A 16,009-nucleotide genomic window follows, 5' to 3' on the forward strand; every position below is an offset into this window, starting at 1 on the left:
TCATGAGTCATTTCCTGGATCGTCTGACCTACTTTCGAAGGGCGAGGGAGAAGTTTTCGGACGGGCACGGGATTACGACGAATGAGGCTCGTGACTGGGAAGATGCCTACCGCAAGCGTTGGGCGGCGGACAAAATCGTCCGGTCCACCCACGGCGTGAATTGCACCGGCTCATGCTCGTGGAAGATCTACGTCAAGGGCGGAATCGTCACGTGGGAAACGCAGCAGACCGACTATCCCCGAACGCGCCCGGACCTGCCGAACCATGAGCCGCGCGGCTGTCCGCGTGGGGCCAGCTATAGCTGGTATCTCTATTCCGGCACGCGCATCAAATACCCGCTCGTTCGAGCCCGGCTGATCCGTCACTGGCGCGAAGCGCGCAAAAGCATGACTCCGGTTGCGGCCTGGAAGTCGATCGTCGAGGACAAGGACAAGCGGCGCGACTGGGTTTCCAAACGCGGGCGCGGCGGCTTCGTTCGTGCCGGCTGGGACGAGGTCACCGAGCTGATAGCCGCGGCCAACGCCTATACGATCAAGAGCTACGGTCCCGACCGCATTGCCGGCTTCTCGCCGATCCCCGCGATGTCGATGATCTCTTACGCCGCAGGGAGCCGCTATCTTTCGCTTATCGGAGGCACGCTGCTCAGTTTCTACGACTGGTATTGCGACCTACCGCCCTCGTCGCCGCAAACGTGGGGCGAGCAGACCGACGTCCCGGAAAGCGCCGACTGGTACAACGCCGGCTTCCTTTTGGTTTGGGGGTCGAACATTCCCATGACGCGCGCTCCGGACGCGCATTTCTATTCGGAAGTTCGTTACCGCGGTGCGAAGAGCGTCGTGATTGCGCCGGACTACAATGAAGCCGCGAAATTCTCCGATATGTGGCTTCATCCGAAGCAGGGCACGGACGCGGCGCTAGCGCTGGCGCTTGGACACGTCGTGTTGCGCGAGTTCCACGTCGATCGTCAGGCGGAATATTTCGCCAATTACGGCCGCCGCTATTCGGATTTTCCGCTGCTCGTAAAGCTGGTCGAGCGTGACGGACGCCTTGTCCCCGACCGCTTTGTCCGAGCAGCCGATATTGGCGGAAAGATCGCCAAGGTTGCCAACCCCGACTGGAAATGTGCCGCGTTCGACGAGTTGAGCGGAAAGCTGGTCGTGCCGGTTGGCTCAGCGGGCCATCGCTGGGGCGATCCAGGCAAATGGAACCTGGAAGAGAAGGAGGAGAGCGGCAAGGACGTCCGCCTTCGCCTGTCGCTGGCCGACGATCACGACTCCATCGAGCCAGTCGCGTTCCCCTATTTCGGTGCCGAGGCTCCGCACGATTTCGTGGCTACGGACCACGACGAGATTCTGATGCGGAACGTGCCCGTCAAGCAGCTGAAGTTCGCAGACGGGGAAAAGGGATACGTCACCACTGTCTTTGACCTTTTCTGCGCCAATTACGGAGTCGATCGCGGCTTTGGCGGCCCGAACGTTGCTGCAAGCTATGATGACGACGTTCCCTTCAGCCCCGCCTGGGCGGAGAAGGTGACGGGCGTGCCGCGCCAGGCGATCATCCAGGTCGCGCGCGAATTCGCCGCCAACGCGGAGACCACCAAGGGCCGTTCAATGGTCATCCTGGGGGCCGGCCTCAACCACTGGTACCACATGGACATGAGCTACCGCGGCATCATCAACCTGCTGGTGATGTGCGGTTGCGTCGGCCAGTCCGGCGGCGGTTGGTCGCATTACGTCGGGCAGGAAAAGCTCCGCCCGCAGACCGGTTGGCTCCCCCTCGCGTTCGCCACAGACTGGAGTCGTCCGGTCCGGCAGATGAACGGAACGAGCTTCTTCTACGCGCACACCGACCAGTGGCGGTACGAAACGCTCAAGATGTCCGAAATCCTGTCGCCGCTGGCGCCGGCTGGTGACTGGTCGGGCGCGATGCTCGATTACAATGCCAAAGCGGAGCGGATGGGGTGGCTGCCTTCCGCACCCCAGTTCGATGCAAACCCGATCGACTGGGGGAACCGCCTGCACAAGTCGGGCGCGGACCCGGCGCAGGCCGTCGCCAAAGCGTTCAAGTCCGGCAAGCTCAAGCCGTCGAGCCTTGACCCCGACAACCCGGTCAACTGGCCGCGCAACATGTTTTTCTGGCGGTCGAACGTGCTCGGCGCGAGCGGCAAGGGACATGAGTATTTCCTCAAGCATCTCGTCGGCTCGCTTCACGGAGTCGTCGGCACCGATGAGGATCGCGAGCGCATCGACCGGCCCAAGGATGTGGTGTGGCGCGATGAAGCTCCGGTCGGAAAACTGGACCTCATGGTCAACATCGACTTCAGAATGTCCACCACCAGCATCTATTCCGACATCGTCCTTCCGACCGCCACCTGGTACGAAAAACACGACCTCAACACGTCGGACATGCACCCGTTCATCCACCCGCTCAGCGCGGCCGTGGACCCCGCGTGGGAGACCAAGAGCGACTGGAACATCTTCCGCGCGATCGCGAAGAAGTTTTCCGACATCGCCCCGGAAGTCTTGGGAGTTGAGCATGACCTGGTGATGTCGCCGATCCTGCATGATACGCCCGGCGAACTTGCCCAGGCTTATGAGCCGAAGGATTGGTTGAAAGGCGAGTGCGAGCCCATTCCTGGCCAGACGATGCCGTCGGTCTCACTCGTCGAGCGCAATTATCCGGAGACGTTCGCGCGCTTCACCTCGATGGGGCCGCTCCTCGAGAAGCTCGGAAACGGCGCCAAGGGTCTCAACTGGGACACCAAGCACGAGGTAGAGCTCCTCGGCGACCTCAATGGTCGCGTGCTCGATGGGCCCGCCGAAGGCCGGCCGAAAATCGACACCGACATCGACGCTTGCGAGACCATCCTGATGCTGGCGCCGGAAACAAACGGCGAGGTCGCAGTGAAGGCGTGGGAAGCGCTCGGAAAGGCGACCGGCCGCGACCATCTCCACCTCGCCGAGGGCAAGGAAGAGGAAAAGATCCGTTTCCGCGATGTGGCTGCCCAGCCCCGGAAGATCATCTCGTCGCCGATCTGGTCTGGCCTTGAGAGCGAGCATGTTTGTTACAACGCCGGCTACACGAACGTGCACGAGCTCATCCCGTGGCGCACCCTTACGGGGCGGCAGCAGCTCTATCAGGACCATCACTGGATGCGGGCGTTCGGCGAAGGGTTCGTCACGTGGCGGCCGCCGATCGACACCAAGACGGTGCGGCAGGTGCTCGGCAAGCTTCCGAACGGCAACAAGGAGATCCTGCTCAACATCCTGACCCCGCACCAGAAGTGGGGGATCCATTCCACCTATACCGAGAACCTCATCATGCTGAGCCTCAACCGCGGCGGCCCGACCGTGTGGATCAGCGAAGACGACGCCAAGTCGGCGGGAATCGAGGACAACGACTGGATCGAGGTTTTCAACGTGAACGGAGCGCTGACGGCGCGAGCGATCGTCTCGCAGCGGATCATGCCCGGCTCTGCGATCATGTACCACGCACAGGAAAAGCTCGTGAACACCGTCGGGTCGGAGATCACCGGGCAGCGCGGCGGGATCCACAATTCGGTGACTCGCATCAACATGAAGCCGACGCACATGATCGGCGGCTATGTGCAGCTCGCCTACGGCTTCAATTATTACGGGACAGTGGGCGCGAACCGCGACGAGTTCGTCATCCTGCGCAAGATGAGCGAGATCAACTGGTTCGACAAAGCTGCGGATGACGCCGCCAATGTCGAGGGTGGAACCGCGGATTGGGGAACCGGCGCAACCGGTCCGGCGAAGGAGTCAGCAGAATGAAGGTTCGCGCACAAATCGCAATGGTGCTGAACCTCGACAAGTGCATCGGCTGTCACACCTGTTCCATCACCTGCAAGAACGTCTGGACCAACCGCGAAGGCGTCGAATACGCCTGGTTCAACAACGTCGAGACCAAGCCGGGAATCGGTTACCCGAAGGACTGGGAGAACCAGGATCGCTGGAAGGGCGGCTGGGTTCGCAAGAAGAACGGCCGGATCGTTCCGCGCCAGGGTTCGAAGTGGCGAATTCTGTCGAAGATTTTCGCCAACCCGCACCTTCCCGAGATCGACGATTTCTACGAGCCTTACACCTTCGAGTACGAATGGCTGCAGTCGGCGCCCGAGCTGCAGGCGCAGCCGACGGCCCGGCCGCGTTCGCTGGTGACCGGCGAGAAGCTCAACAAGATCGAGTGGAGTGGGAATTGGGAGGATATGCTCGGAGGCGAGTTCTCCAAGCGCAGCCACGATTACAATTTCAACGGTGTCGAGAAGGAGATCTACGGCCAGTTCGAAAAGACGTTCATGATGTACCTGCCGAGGCTGTGCGAGCACTGTCTCAATCCATCCTGCCTCGCCTCGTGCCCATCAGGCGCGATCTACAAGAGGGCGGAGGACGGCATCGTCCTGATCGACCAGGACAAGTGCCGGGGATGGCGCATGTGTGTCTCGGGCTGCCCGTACAAGAAGATCTATTACAACTGGTCCACCGGGAAGTCGGAGAAATGCATCTTCTGCTACCCGAGGATAGAGACCGGCCAGCCGACAGTCTGCTCGGAAACCTGCGTCGGCCGGATCCGTTACCTCGGCGTCGTTCTCTATGACGCCGACCGGATCGAGGCGGCTGCCTCGGTCGAGGATCCAAAAGATCTGTATCCCGCGCAGCTCGAGGTTTTCCTCGATCCCAACGACGTCGCCGTCCAGGAGCAGGCGCGGCGCGACGGCGTGCCCGAGCAATGGCTGGAGGCCGCGACGCGCTCGCCGATCTGGAAGATGGCGATGGAATGGAAGATCGCTTTCCCGCTGCACCCGGAATACCGGACACTGCCTATGGTCTGGTACGTTCCGCCGCTTTCGCCGATCCAGTCGGCCGCCGAGGCGGGAAAGATCTCTGCTGTCGATGGAATGCCGGACGTCCGCTCATTGCGAATTCCGCTGAAATATCTCGCGAATTTGCTGACCGCGGGAGACGAAGAACCAATCGCTGCAGCACTCGAACGGATGCTCGCCATGCGTTCCTACATGCGGGCCAAGAGCATCGAGGGAAGGATCGACGAATCCATTCCGAAGCGCGTCGGCCTCACCCGCAATCGCATCGAGGAAATGTACAAGATCATGGCGCTCGCGGCCTATGAGGACCGGTACGTGATCCCGACAACTCACCGCGAGCTTGAGGAAGATGCTTTCGTGCTCCGCGGCTCAAGCGGCTTCGGATTTCGCGAAGGGACGCTCGGTACGACGAAGGTCAACCTGTTCGGTGGCGGCGCGAAAAAGCCGTCCCGGGACCCGCGCATGGACATTCCGACATGATGATGACTCTTCGAGCGCTGGCGGCGCTGCTCTCATATCCTTCCGAAGATTTGAAGGCGAACGCAGGCCAGCTACGGGACGCGTTCGCGCGCGAGCAGATGCTGACGAATGGCGGACGGCGGCGGCTTGAACGGTTGCTGGCGCGGTTCGAACGTGACGAACTCCTCGATTTGCAGGCGACTTACAGCGAGCTGTTTGACCGCTCGCGATCGCTGTCGCTGCACCTGTTCGAGCATGTTCACGGCGACAGCCGCGAACGCGGCCAGGCGATGATCGATCTCGCTCGCCAATATATGGACAGCGGCTTCCTGCTGGAGGCGAAGGAGCTTCCGGATTTCATTCCCGTGTTCCTCGAATATGCGTCATGCCTGCCGATGCAGGAGGCGCGCGAGATGCTCGGGCAGCCGGCGCACGTTTTCGCGGCGCTGGCAGAGCGGCTCGACAAGCGCGGCTCCGACTATGCCGGGCTATTCCATTCCCTGGTCGCGCTTGCCGACACCAAGCCCGATGCAGCCGCGATCGCGCAAATTGACGAGAACACGCCCAAGGAAGATCCGGCAACGATCGACGAGGAATGGGAAGAAGCCCCGGTCTCTTTCATGTCCAGCGGTGCGCATGAAATGGGCGGCCCGACGGGGGTCGTTGCGAAGATCAGAGCGTCCAATCGGCCAGTCGACAGGGAGACAGGACAGTGATGGATTTCATCAACCAGCTGGCGTTCGGTTGGTACCCCTATCTTGCGGTGACGGTGCTGGTGGTCGGCAGCGTCCTGCGTTTCGACGCCAGCCAGTTCAGCTGGCGCTCGCAATCGAGCCAGTTCCTGCGCCGCCGTCAGATGGTCATCGGCTCCAACCTCTTCCACATGGGCATCATCATTCTTTTCTTCGGCCATCTTGTCGGATTGCTGACGCCCGTCACGGTGATCGACACCCTTCGTATAAGTCATAGCCTCAAGCAGACCGCGGCGCTGGTCGTGGGCGGCATCGCCGGCGTGGCGTCCTATATCGGCTGCACCCTTCTTCTCCATCGCCGCCTGTTCGACCCGCGGATCCGTCGAAGCTCCTCGATCGGCGACATCGCGGTGCTGGTGTTGATCTGGCTCCAGCTCACCCTCGGCATTCTGACGACATGGTGGACGCTGAAACACCTCGACGGGAGCGAGATGCTGAAGTTCATGAACTGGGCGAACGGCATCCTGACCCTGGATCCGGCGGCTCCGCAGCGGATCAAGGACGTGGCGCTTGTCTACAAGCTGCACATCATCCTCGGCCTGACCTTGTTCCTGATCACGCCGTTCACCCGGCTCGTCCACATTTGGAGCGCGCCCGTCTGGTACTTGCTTCGGCCCGGTTTCCAGATCGTCCGCTCGCGCCGCCCGGTCAACCGGAAGCCGGAGGTGCTCACCCACGGCCCGGCCGGAACCGCGCCGACCTACGGCGGAACGACCGTCCTTCGGCAGCTGGCCGAGAGCGGGCAGGAGGGCGCATGAACCGGCCGCTCGACGTCATCAACATCGGCGATCCGGCAGCACGTCCGCAGCCGGCGATGCCGAGCGCCTGCGAAAGCGGCGGCTGCGGCGGTCCAGAGCCGGCCATACCACCGCCGCCCACATTCGGCGAAGTCAGCGTCAACGGAGTCGAGATCGAGCCGGAAGCAATCGCACAGGAAATCCAGCACCATCCGGCGCCGGATGCCGAGACTGCATGGGTTGAGGCTGCGCGCGCGCTGGCGGTGCGTGAGCTGCTGCTGCAGGAGGCTCGCAGGCTCGGAATGGAGCCGGAGCCCGAGACCGACGAGGCCGGAAGGACCGAAGACGAAGACGATGCCCTCGTGCGCGCGCTGCTGGAGGCTCAGGTCGGGCCCGAAACTCCCGGCGACGAGGAATGCCGCCGCTATTACGATTCGCAACAGCATCGCTTCCGCACGCCCGAGCTGTTCGAAGCCGCGCACATCCTGATAGAGCCGGACGCGGATACCGACGAAGCGTGGGCGGCTGCCGAGGCGCAGGCGAGGCGGATTGCGTCGGATGTCGGCGACGATCCAAAAGCATTCGCCGAGGCAGCGCGGGCTTATTCGAAATGCCCTTCGGCCCAACAGGACGGCTCCCTCGGCCAGATCCGCAGGGGCGAACTGACGCCTTCGGTCCAGGCGGGGCTCGAGGCCATCGAGCAAGGAACGACGGGGCGCGAGCCCGTCCGGTCGCGGTTCGGCTGGCATGTGCTTCGCTTGCATCGACGGATCGAGGGCAGGGTGCTTCCCTACGAAATGGTCAGGGATCGGATCGCCGACATGCTGGAGGCGCGCAGCTGGTCGCTCGCCGCGGCTCGCTACGTTGCCGAGGTTGCCGGCCGATCGCAGGTGGAGGGAGTCGTTATCGGCGGCGGGGCGAGCTGATGCCCACTTTGGGTGATGTCCTCGCCGCGGCGCGCTCGTCCGCTGGATCGTTCCAGTCCTCGCTCGAGGCCTCGGATCCGGAACTGGCGGTTTCAGTATCGAGAGCCGCATCGCGCGAAGGAATGTCGCCCGCCGCTTTCGTCCGTTGTGCGATCGCCGACTTCGCCCGCTTTGCGAGCGAGGAGCATTGGGCGACGGTCGTTTCGGCCATCCGCGACAGCTCCGACCCGGGGGCCGAGTGCATGCGAGCGATGGTCAATTGGCGCTTGACCGTGAAGGGTTGCGGCGAGCACTCTTTCGCCACCCATGCCGCCGGAGTTCACCATGACCGACACTCAAGCCGATAAGCCATCCGACGGCCCGCTCAACCCTGCCCTCAAGAGCCGGACGGAAACAGTCTACGATACGCGAAACGTCACGCCTGCTCCATTCGACACGGCATCCGCGAATGAAGGCGAGGGCGAGCGGTGGCCGGTTGTCTGGCTCGTCGTGACCGTCGTGTGCGTCGCGCTTGCGGTCTACTTTCTTGTCTGAACCATCGGCCTGCTAATCTGCTCGCTGATTACCGTCGCCACGCAGCCGAGTGATCTGCAAATTCGGTTGAGGCGATCCAGAAGGGCGCGGCGCGCATAGCCCTGCCGCGTCAGCTCGAACGTGACGAACGTGGCAACATCCAGCACCGAACCGAATGCCGGCCTCTCGACCACCTCATACGTCGCCAGGCCGTGGATGATTCCATCCGCTGATTGTGCGGCGATTATGCCGCCGCCGCCATCGATCACGACTTCGACACGTGCCCGCCAAGCATGGAGTTCGAGCGCCGGTTCCAAGGAGCGAACCAGCGGCCAGGCAAGGACAACCTCGTCCTGGTCCAGGTTCTCGATGCGGAAATAGTTCACTCCGCCTCCGCCCCAGCTGGTTACGTGAATATCCGTATGGGGTTAGCGCGCCGTTCGACTTATCCGATGATCCAGATCAGTTCGATGGACAGGACCTGGCCATGCTTGCACCCGCACAGCGCCATCTGGACACTCTTCCCGCAGGTCACCCATGCGGAGCTTGCGACGTCCGCGCGCGCGCGGTCTGTGGTGTACTTGAATGTTCGGACCTGGCGCAATTCAAGGCATTGGGATGGACGCTGGTCGTAACGCCCGGACAGGCGCTGTTTCACGAAGGCGACCGCGCCGATCGCGTATTCACCCTCACGAATGGCTGCGTGAAGCTTTACAAGCTGCTCCCCGACGGACGCCGACAGGTCACCGGATTCCTCTTTCCCGGGGATTTCCTGGGAGTGAGCGTGTTCGATGAGCATGCGTTCACCGCCGAAGCGCTTGGTGAATGCCAGCTGTGCTGGTTTCCTCGAAGCCGCTTCGACCGTTATGTCGAAACGCAGCCGGCGATGGAGCGAGAGCTGTATCGGGCAGCCGCGCACGAACTCGCTGCTGCTCAGCAGCAGCTCGTTTTGCTCGGCCGCAAAACGGCGGCCGAGCGACTGGCGAGCTTCGTCCTCGAGCTGGCCGACAAGGCAAGCCGATCGCCAGAGCGGGCGGGTCGCTTCGTGGACTTGCCGATGAGCCGGTCGGATATCGCGGATTACCTCGGAATTACGAAGGAAACCGTCAGCCGGGCCCTGTCCCTGTTCAAAAGCCAACGACTAATCCGCCTGGAGACTTTGAACAGAATTGAAATCCTCGACGCGGAAGGCCTCAAGGATGTGGCGGACGGCGGGTTGGAATTCTGATCCTTCCGGACGCTCTTGACTGATGACCGTCAGGTTTGCCTTTTGAAGCATCTGCGTTAGCGCCAACCCGCGATCCCGGCGAGGTTCCAGCCGCGGACAGTGGGAGGCCGGATGGATTCGACTGCGATCGTATGGATCGCCGTGCTGATGGCATTGGGCGCGGCTCTCTATTCCAGCGTCGGTCACGGAGGCGCTTCGGCCTATCTCGCGACAATGGCGTTGTTCTCGGTCGCTCCCGAGACAATGAAGCCCACTGCTCTTGCGCTTAACCTGCTCGTGGCTGGGTTCGGTGCCTGGCGCTACTCGAGCAAGGGCTTGTGCAACTGGAAGCTCGTGCTCGCTTTCGCACTTACTGCGACTCCCGCGGCGTTCATCGGTGGCGGAATTCACCTGCCCGCGATTTATTACAAGCCGCTAGTCGGAATCCTTCTCTGGCTCGCCGCGGCGCGGCTGCTGTGGCAGCCGAGGCAGCTTGCCGAGCGCGAGCCGCACGCGCCGTCGCTCGCCGTCACCCTGCCTACCGGAGCGGTGCTCGGTGTGCTCGCGGGCCTGACCGGCACCGGCGGAGGCATTTTCCTCAGTCCGCTGATCATTTTATTCGGATGGGAAGAGCCCCGCCGTACGTCTGGGGTGGTTTCGGCCTTCATCTTCGCCAATTCCGTCGCTGGGCTCGCAGGCAACGTGGCGTCGATCGGTCGCCTTCCGAGCGAGCTCCCGATCTTCATAACAGCTGTAGCCATCGGGGCAGGCCTTGGTACCTGGCTGGGAGTTAGCCGGTTGCCGCGTCCCTGGCTGCTTCGGTTCCTGGGGGCGGTGCTTCTGGTCGCGGGCGCGAAGCTCCTGTTCACATGAGCACGGACGTCGCGATCGTCATCCTCGCCGGCGGAGAGGGCAGCCGGATCGGCGGAGGCAAGCCACTGATCGAGCTCGCCGGAGAACGGCTGATCGTCCGAGCTTTGCGTTTCGCGCGTCGTTTTTCAGACTGCGTCGCCGTGGCCGTTCGGGACGCTCGCCAGGTGGGGTCGGTCGAGGCCCAGCTGATCCCTGACAATTCCGTCGAAGGCCCCCTCGGCGGACTCCTCGCAGGGCTGGAATTCGCCAGGAGGGAGGGGCGGGGCCTGCTCCTCGTCATCCCCGCGGACATGCCATTCCTCCCGAACGACCTGCTCGACCGGCTTTTGGGCGCGATCGGCCCCGATCAATGTGCGATTGCCGCCAGCGGCGGAAGCGAGCATCCGGTTTGCAGCCTTTGGCGTGCAGAGGCCGTTGAGCGTGTGCCTGAGTATGTCGCGACCGGCCGCCGGTCGCTCAAGGGTCTGGCCGACCTGGTCGGGAAAACTAGGGTCGACTGGGACGACGCGCCGGACCCATTCTTCAACATCAATTCCGCGGCTGACCTGGAAGAGGCCGAGCGGCTGGTCGCGCGCTGGAGGTCCAGCGAACCGAAGTCGACGGAACGACCGTGAGCGGAGCTTCGATGCGGTGGAAAAATGGTGGACGCACCAGGGCTCGAACCTGCGACCCGCTAATTTCCCATCTGTGGCTCCCGGAAATCGCGGCGCGGGAGCTGCGCGGCACCGGCAAATTGGAAATTGTCACCCCCGCAGGTCGCGGATTCTGGACGCCTTTCCCGCCGAGCGCTCGATGCCCAGCGGTTCGCACAGAAGTACCGATACGGAAATTCCGATCACGTTTTTGATGTGGTGACGAAGCTCGTCGGCGGCCTCGCGGGCATTGTCCGGCGACAGGCCTGGCTTGGTCTCGACGTGGACGCTGACCTCGTCCAGTCGATGGGGACGAGCGACCTCGATCCGGTAATGCGGCGCAAGGCCGGGACAGCGCAGGATCTGCTCCTCGATCTGGGTCGGGAAGACGTTGACCCCGCGAATGATGAACATGTCGTCCGAACGGCCCACGATCTTCGCGATTCTCCGCATCGGACCGTTGCTGCCAGGCAGCAGCCGCGTGAGATCGCGAGTCCGGTAGCGGACCACTGGCATCGCCTCCTTGGTCAGCGAGGTGAAGACGAGCTCGCCTTCTTCGCCGTCCGGCAGGACTTCGCCGCTCTCTGGGTCGATGATCTCCGGATAGAAATGGTCCTCCCAGATCGTCGGACCGTCTTTCGTCGCCACATACTCCTGCGCGACTCCCGGGCCCATGACCTCGGACAGGCCGTAAATGTCGACGGCGTCGATCCCCGTTGCACCCTCGATCTCCCCCCGCATCGCCTCGGTCCACGGCTCTGCTCCGAAAATGCCGGTCTTGAGGCTCGTGCTTCTGGGATCGATTCCGCGGCGGCGGAATTCGTCGACGAGGCTAAGCATGTAGCTGGGGGTCACCATGATGATGTCCGGCTCGAAATCCAGGATCAGGTCGATCTGGCGCTCGGTCTGGCCGCCCGAGACCGGGATTACCGTGCAACCGAGAAGCTCTGCCCCGTAATGCGCACCGAGACCCCCGGTAAATAGGCCATAGCCATAGGCGATGTGGACCTTCATGCCTGCGCGCCCGCCAGCCGCCTTGATCGATCGCGCGACAAGTGCCGACCATCTTGCGATGTCATTCTTTGTGTAGCCGACGACCGTCGGCTTGCCAGTCGTTCCCGATGACGCATGGATCCGCGCGACACGGTCCATCGGCACCGCAAAGAAGCCGAAGGGATAGTTGTCTCGAAGGTCAGCCTTCGTCGTAAATGGAAACCGCGCAAGGTCGGAGAGCGACCGCAAGTCCTCGGGCTTCACCCCTGCTTCGTCGAACTTGCGGGAATAGGCTGGATTGTTCGCATAAGCGTGCGCAAGCGTGGCCCGCAGGCGCTCGAGTTGCAGAGCGCGAAGCTCGCCCTGGCTGAGCCGGTCATTGGCGTCGATATCGAAGTCGCCGGTTCCCATAAATCCTCTGGCCGTATTGGGCCGTCGTGGCCCTTGGCGCGTCAAGCAGAAAAAGTGAACATGTTAAATAACCACTGGACTCGTTCGCGGCTTCGGTTCCAGACTGTCCATTCGCTCAAAGAGGATCGCCGACATGCAAGACGTGATGGAACGCTATGGTCTCATCATCTCGGGCGAGAAGGTCCCGACATCCGATTATTTCGAAATTCGCGATCCCGGAACCGGCGAGCTCGTCGGCGAATGCCCGGTTGCAACGAAGCAGGACCTTGATCGCGCTGTCGCTTCGGCGCGTGACGCGTTCAAGAGCTGGAGTAAGTCGACCGATCAGGAGAGGAAGGACGCGGTCAATCGCATCGCGGACACCATTCACGCAAATATGGAAGAGCTCGCCGAGCTTCTGACGCGCGAGCAGGGGAAGCCGCTCAACGGCCTGGGATCACGATTCGAACTCCATGGCGCCGAAGCCTGGGCTCGGCACACCGGGACGCTGGAGCTTCCGGTCGAAGTGCTCCAAGACGACGAGACGGGCCGTGTCGAGCTCCACCGCAAGCCCCTCGGAGTCGTCGGTTCGATCACTCCGTGGAATTTCCCGATTCTCATCGCGATCTGGCACATCGTTCCGGCGATCCGCGCCGGCAACACGGTCGTTATCAAGCCGTCGCCGTACACGCCGCTCAGTACTATCCGCCTTGTCCAAATGCTCAACGAGGTGCTTCCGAAAGGCGTTCTGAACGTGGTCGCAGGCCGCGACGACCTGGGCCAGATGATGACCGAGCATCCGGATATCCAGAAGATCGTCTTCACCGGGTCCTGCGCCACCGGCAAGAAAGTGATGCAGGCCGCGTCGAGCAACCTCAAGCGGGTCACGCTCGAGCTTGGGGGCAACGACGCCGGGATCGTTCTTCCTGATGCAAACCCAAAGGAGATCGCCGAACGGCTCTTCTGGGGCGCATTCATCAACAACGGCCAGACGTGCGCCGCATTGAAGCGGCTCTACGTACCCGACAATATCTACGACGAGGTGTGCGAAGCGCTCGTCGACTATGCGAAGAACGTCCAGGTCGGTCACGGGCTGGCTGAAGACAGCGTTCTCGGGCCGATCCAGAACAAGATGCAGTATGAGAAGGTCGTCGACCTCGTCGAAGACGCGAAGCGCAACGGCGCGCGCGTCCTGTGCGGCGGCGAGCCGCCGTCCGGCCCCGGCTTCTTCTATCCTGTTACGATCGTCGCCGATGCAAAGGACGGCATGAGGATCGTCGACGAGGAGCAGTTCGGGCCCGTGCTTCCAGTCATCCGCTACACCGACCTCGAAGAAGCGATCGAGCGCGCGAATAGCCTCGACGTCGGCTTGGGCGGATCAGCCTGGTCGTCGGACCCCGAAAAGGCGAAGGCTGTCGCCGCGCGGCTGGAATGCGGGACAGCCTGGGTCAACAACCACGGGGCGATCAAGCCTTTCGCCCCGTTCGGCGGGGTGAAGGGATCAGGCCTTGGGGTCGAGTTCGGGGAGCTGGGCCTTAAGGAATATACCTCGGTCCAGGTCGTCCATCAGTGAGCGGCCGCGGCTGACCTCGACATCATCTCCAGCGTGTCGAGGAAAATGCGGACCTTAACTGGCATTAGCCGTCTCGCGGGCAGGAGCGCGTAGACCCGGAGCGGCGCGCATTCGAAATCTTCGAGGAGCCTGACGAGCCTGCCTTCGGCGACCGCGGGCTCGCAAAAGGTCGAGGTGATCCGCGCAACCCCGAGCCCCTCTATCGCCGCCTGCAAGCGGATGCCTGCGTTCGAGCTGCGGAGCCGCGGGGCCACGACAGGGACCGAGAGGTGGCCGCCGGCCAAATCCGTGAAGTCCCATACGGTGTCCGATGCCGCTGCGAGTAAGGGCAATGACTTTAGGTCGTATGGACTCTGCGGCCGCTCGACCGCCTCGAAAAAGGGCGGCGAGCAGAACAGTCCGCGCTCCAGCGAAAAGACCCGCCGAACTGCCCCGCTCGTGGACGGTAGCTCGCGATCAACCATCGTAAAGACGATGTCATATTGCTGGTCGAACAGGTTCACCGGCTGATGCTCGACGTCTATGTCGACCTCCAGCTCCGGATGGTCGGTGAGCATCGAACAGGCCACAGCGCCCAGGTGATGAGCGCCAAATTCGTAGGGCGCGGCGATGCGCAGGCGGCCGCTGACGGTCTCGCCCATGGCGGCCGCATTGCCTAGCGCTTCCCGCAAATGGCCGAACAATGGGGACATCTCGCGATAGAGCGACTCGCCTGGCTCCGTTAATCGAAGTCGGCGCGTCGTGCGCTCGATCAGGCGCGTGCCGAGCCGTGCCTCCAGCCGCGCAACCGAGGCGCTGACACTCGACTTTGGTCGCCGCAGCACTCGAGCCGCTCCGCTGAAGCTGCCGTGGTCGATCACATGGCAGAAGATATCCAGATCTTCCCAGTTCATTGTCCAGATCAGTGGACAATCTTTCCAGAAAAGCCAGCTAAATTTGTGTGATCTTATGGACTAGAAGCTATCCATGGCCGGACTTCGCACCGGCGCTCCGGCTGCGCCGGACGGGACGGGAGACGATCGATGTTCCTGAAGAACTGCTGGTACATGGGCGGCTGGGATCATGAGGTCATGGACGGCAAGCTGCTCGAACGGCGAATCCTGGATCAGCCGGTCGTTTTTTATCGAGGCGAAAGCGGTCAGATCGTCGCCCTCGACAATCGCTGCTGCCATCGCGGAGCGAAGCTTTCGCAGGGCCGGATCGAGGGCGATTGCGTTCGCTGCATGTACCACGGCCTGAAGTTCGATCCGTCCGGCAAGTGCGTGCAGATCCCCGGCCAGGAGCGAATTCCCCCTCAGCTGGGGGTCAAAAGCTATCCGCTCGTCGAGAAGCAGCACTGCATGTGGATCTGGATGGGGGACCCGGCGCTCGCCGACCCGGACGAGATTCTCGACATCCCTTACCTTGACGATCCTGAGTGGAAGGGCATTCCGGCATACCTCCACTATGATGCCAACTATCTGCTGATCGTCGACAACCTCAGCGACTTCAACCACCTCGCCTTTGTCCACACGAACACGCTCGGCGGGTCGGAAGAATATGCCTACGTAACCAAGCCGGTGTCGATCGACCGCTTGCCAAATGGCTTCCATGTCGAGCGTTGGCACAAGAACAGCGATCCGCCGCCTTATCTGCGCAAGGTTATCGAGAACAAAAACGACAAGGTGGACCGGCGCAACATCGCGCGCATGTTGATTCCCGGGATCTTCCTGATGGACACGATGTTCGCTCCGGCAGGCATGGGCGCCGAAGGGGAGGGGAAGCCTGGCACGCTCGAATTCCGCAACTGCCAGTTCATGACTCCCGAGACTGAACGCACCACGCACTTCTTCTGGAACTATCTCAACGACTTCGAAGGCGCGGACTACACCATCTCAATGTCACTCCTCGACAGTCTGATCGAGGGGTTCATGGAGGACAAGGAGATCATTGAGGAGCAGCAGAAAATGCTGGATGCCGACCCCAGCTTCAAGCTTGTGGCGGTCGCTTCAGACGTGGCTCTCTCGCATTTCCGCTACATCATGGACAAGCTGATCCAGGCGGAGCAGGCCGGAGAGGCGCCGCCGAAGTTTGCGCAGCAGCTTTCGCCGGCGATCGCCGCGGAATGACCGTCG

At 62.4% G+C, this 16,009-nt stretch carries 14 protein-coding genes; 11 read left to right on the forward strand and 3 right to left on the reverse strand.

The genetic code is table 11. From position 1 onward, the window contains the following. The first annotated feature begins 2 nt into the window (after positions 1–2). The 6 genes from LZ519_RS02085 (at position 3) to LZ519_RS02110 (ending at position 8,248) form a co-directional block, all read left to right on the forward strand. Complete coding sequence (locus LZ519_RS02085) at positions 3–3,794, forward strand: nitrate reductase subunit alpha (protein ID WP_249867083.1); 3,792 nt, start codon at positions 3–5, stop codon at positions 3,792–3,794. Next, the gene (gene narH / locus LZ519_RS02090; RefSeq protein WP_249867084.1) at positions 3,791–5,320 is read left to right on the forward strand and encodes a nitrate reductase subunit beta; all 1,530 of its coding nucleotides are present in this window, start codon (positions 3,791–3,793) and stop codon (positions 5,318–5,320) included. The genes LZ519_RS02085 and narH overlap by 4 nt, the downstream gene beginning before the upstream one ends. Next, positions 5,317–6,015: a nitrate reductase molybdenum cofactor assembly chaperone gene (narJ, locus tag LZ519_RS02095; protein ID WP_249867085.1), complete on the forward strand. Its 699-nt coding sequence runs from the start codon at positions 5,317–5,319 to the stop codon at positions 6,013–6,015. The genes narH and narJ overlap by 4 nt, the downstream gene beginning before the upstream one ends. Then, positions 6,015–6,809 carry a respiratory nitrate reductase subunit gamma gene (gene narI / locus LZ519_RS02100; protein WP_249868836.1) on the forward strand — a complete coding sequence of 265 codons (795 nt, stop codon included), beginning with the start codon at positions 6,015–6,017 and terminating at the stop codon, positions 6,807–6,809. The genes narJ and narI overlap by 1 nt, the downstream gene beginning before the upstream one ends. Beyond that, complete coding sequence (locus tag LZ519_RS02105; RefSeq protein ID WP_249867086.1) at positions 6,806–7,714, forward strand: peptidylprolyl isomerase; 909 nt, start codon at positions 6,806–6,808, stop codon at positions 7,712–7,714. Before narI ends, LZ519_RS02105 begins: the two co-directional genes overlap by 4 nt. A 324-nt stretch (positions 7,715–8,038) precedes the next feature. Then, positions 8,039–8,248, forward strand: coding sequence for a hypothetical protein (locus tag LZ519_RS02110; protein WP_249867087.1), 210 nt, complete (start codon positions 8,039–8,041; stop codon positions 8,246–8,248). On the opposite strand, the gene LZ519_RS02115 is transcribed toward LZ519_RS02110, so the two are convergent. Further along, entirely contained in the window at positions 8,233–8,613 is a 381-nt protein-coding gene (locus LZ519_RS02115) for a GNAT family N-acetyltransferase (protein ID WP_249867088.1), read from the reverse strand. The two genes, LZ519_RS02110 and LZ519_RS02115, sit on opposite strands and share 16 nt — an antisense overlap. Positions 8,614–8,840: 227 nt before the next feature. Between LZ519_RS02115 and LZ519_RS02120 the strand changes: the two genes are divergently transcribed. From LZ519_RS02120 to mobA, 3 genes are all read left to right on the forward strand, one after another. Next, positions 8,841–9,455, forward strand: a complete 615-nt coding sequence (locus LZ519_RS02120) for a Crp/Fnr family transcriptional regulator (RefSeq protein ID WP_249867089.1) — start codon at positions 8,841–8,843, stop codon at positions 9,453–9,455. Between the two features lie 111 nt (positions 9,456–9,566). Beyond that, entirely contained in the window at positions 9,567–10,307 is a 741-nt protein-coding gene (locus LZ519_RS02125; protein ID WP_249867090.1) for a sulfite exporter TauE/SafE family protein, read from the forward strand. After that, positions 10,304–10,921: a molybdenum cofactor guanylyltransferase gene (gene mobA / locus LZ519_RS02130; RefSeq protein ID WP_249867091.1), complete on the forward strand. Its 618-nt coding sequence runs from the start codon at positions 10,304–10,306 to the stop codon at positions 10,919–10,921. The genes LZ519_RS02125 and mobA overlap by 4 nt, the downstream gene beginning before the upstream one ends. 129 nt (positions 10,922–11,050) lie before the next feature. Here mobA and paaK read toward each other — a convergent pair whose 3' ends face one another. Further along, a complete protein-coding gene (gene paaK, locus LZ519_RS02135) occupies positions 11,051–12,343 on the reverse strand; it encodes a phenylacetate--CoA ligase PaaK (protein ID WP_249867092.1) in 1,293 nt (430 codons plus the stop codon). Positions 12,344–12,476: 133 nt separating this feature from the next. Between paaK and LZ519_RS02140 the strand changes: the two genes are divergently transcribed. Next, positions 12,477–13,895, forward strand: a complete 1,419-nt coding sequence (locus LZ519_RS02140) for an aldehyde dehydrogenase family protein (RefSeq protein ID WP_249867093.1) — start codon at positions 12,477–12,479, stop codon at positions 13,893–13,895. Here LZ519_RS02140 and LZ519_RS02145 read toward each other — a convergent pair. Next, positions 13,889–14,788: a LysR family transcriptional regulator gene (locus LZ519_RS02145; RefSeq protein WP_249867094.1), complete on the reverse strand. Its 900-nt coding sequence runs from the start codon at positions 14,786–14,788 to the stop codon at positions 13,889–13,891. The genes LZ519_RS02140 and LZ519_RS02145 overlap by 7 nt on opposite strands. 129 nt (positions 14,789–14,917) lie before the next feature. Here LZ519_RS02145 and LZ519_RS02150 point away from each other — a divergent pair, with 129 nt between their 5' ends. Then, a complete protein-coding gene (locus LZ519_RS02150; RefSeq protein WP_249867095.1) occupies positions 14,918–16,003 on the forward strand; it encodes an aromatic ring-hydroxylating dioxygenase subunit alpha in 1,086 nt (361 codons plus the stop codon). Positions 16,004–16,009: the final 6 nt, after the last annotated feature.

Source organism: Sphingomonas anseongensis (assembly GCF_023516495.1).
Lineage (GTDB): Bacteria > Pseudomonadota > Alphaproteobacteria > Sphingomonadales > Sphingomonadaceae > Sphingomicrobium > Sphingomicrobium anseongensis.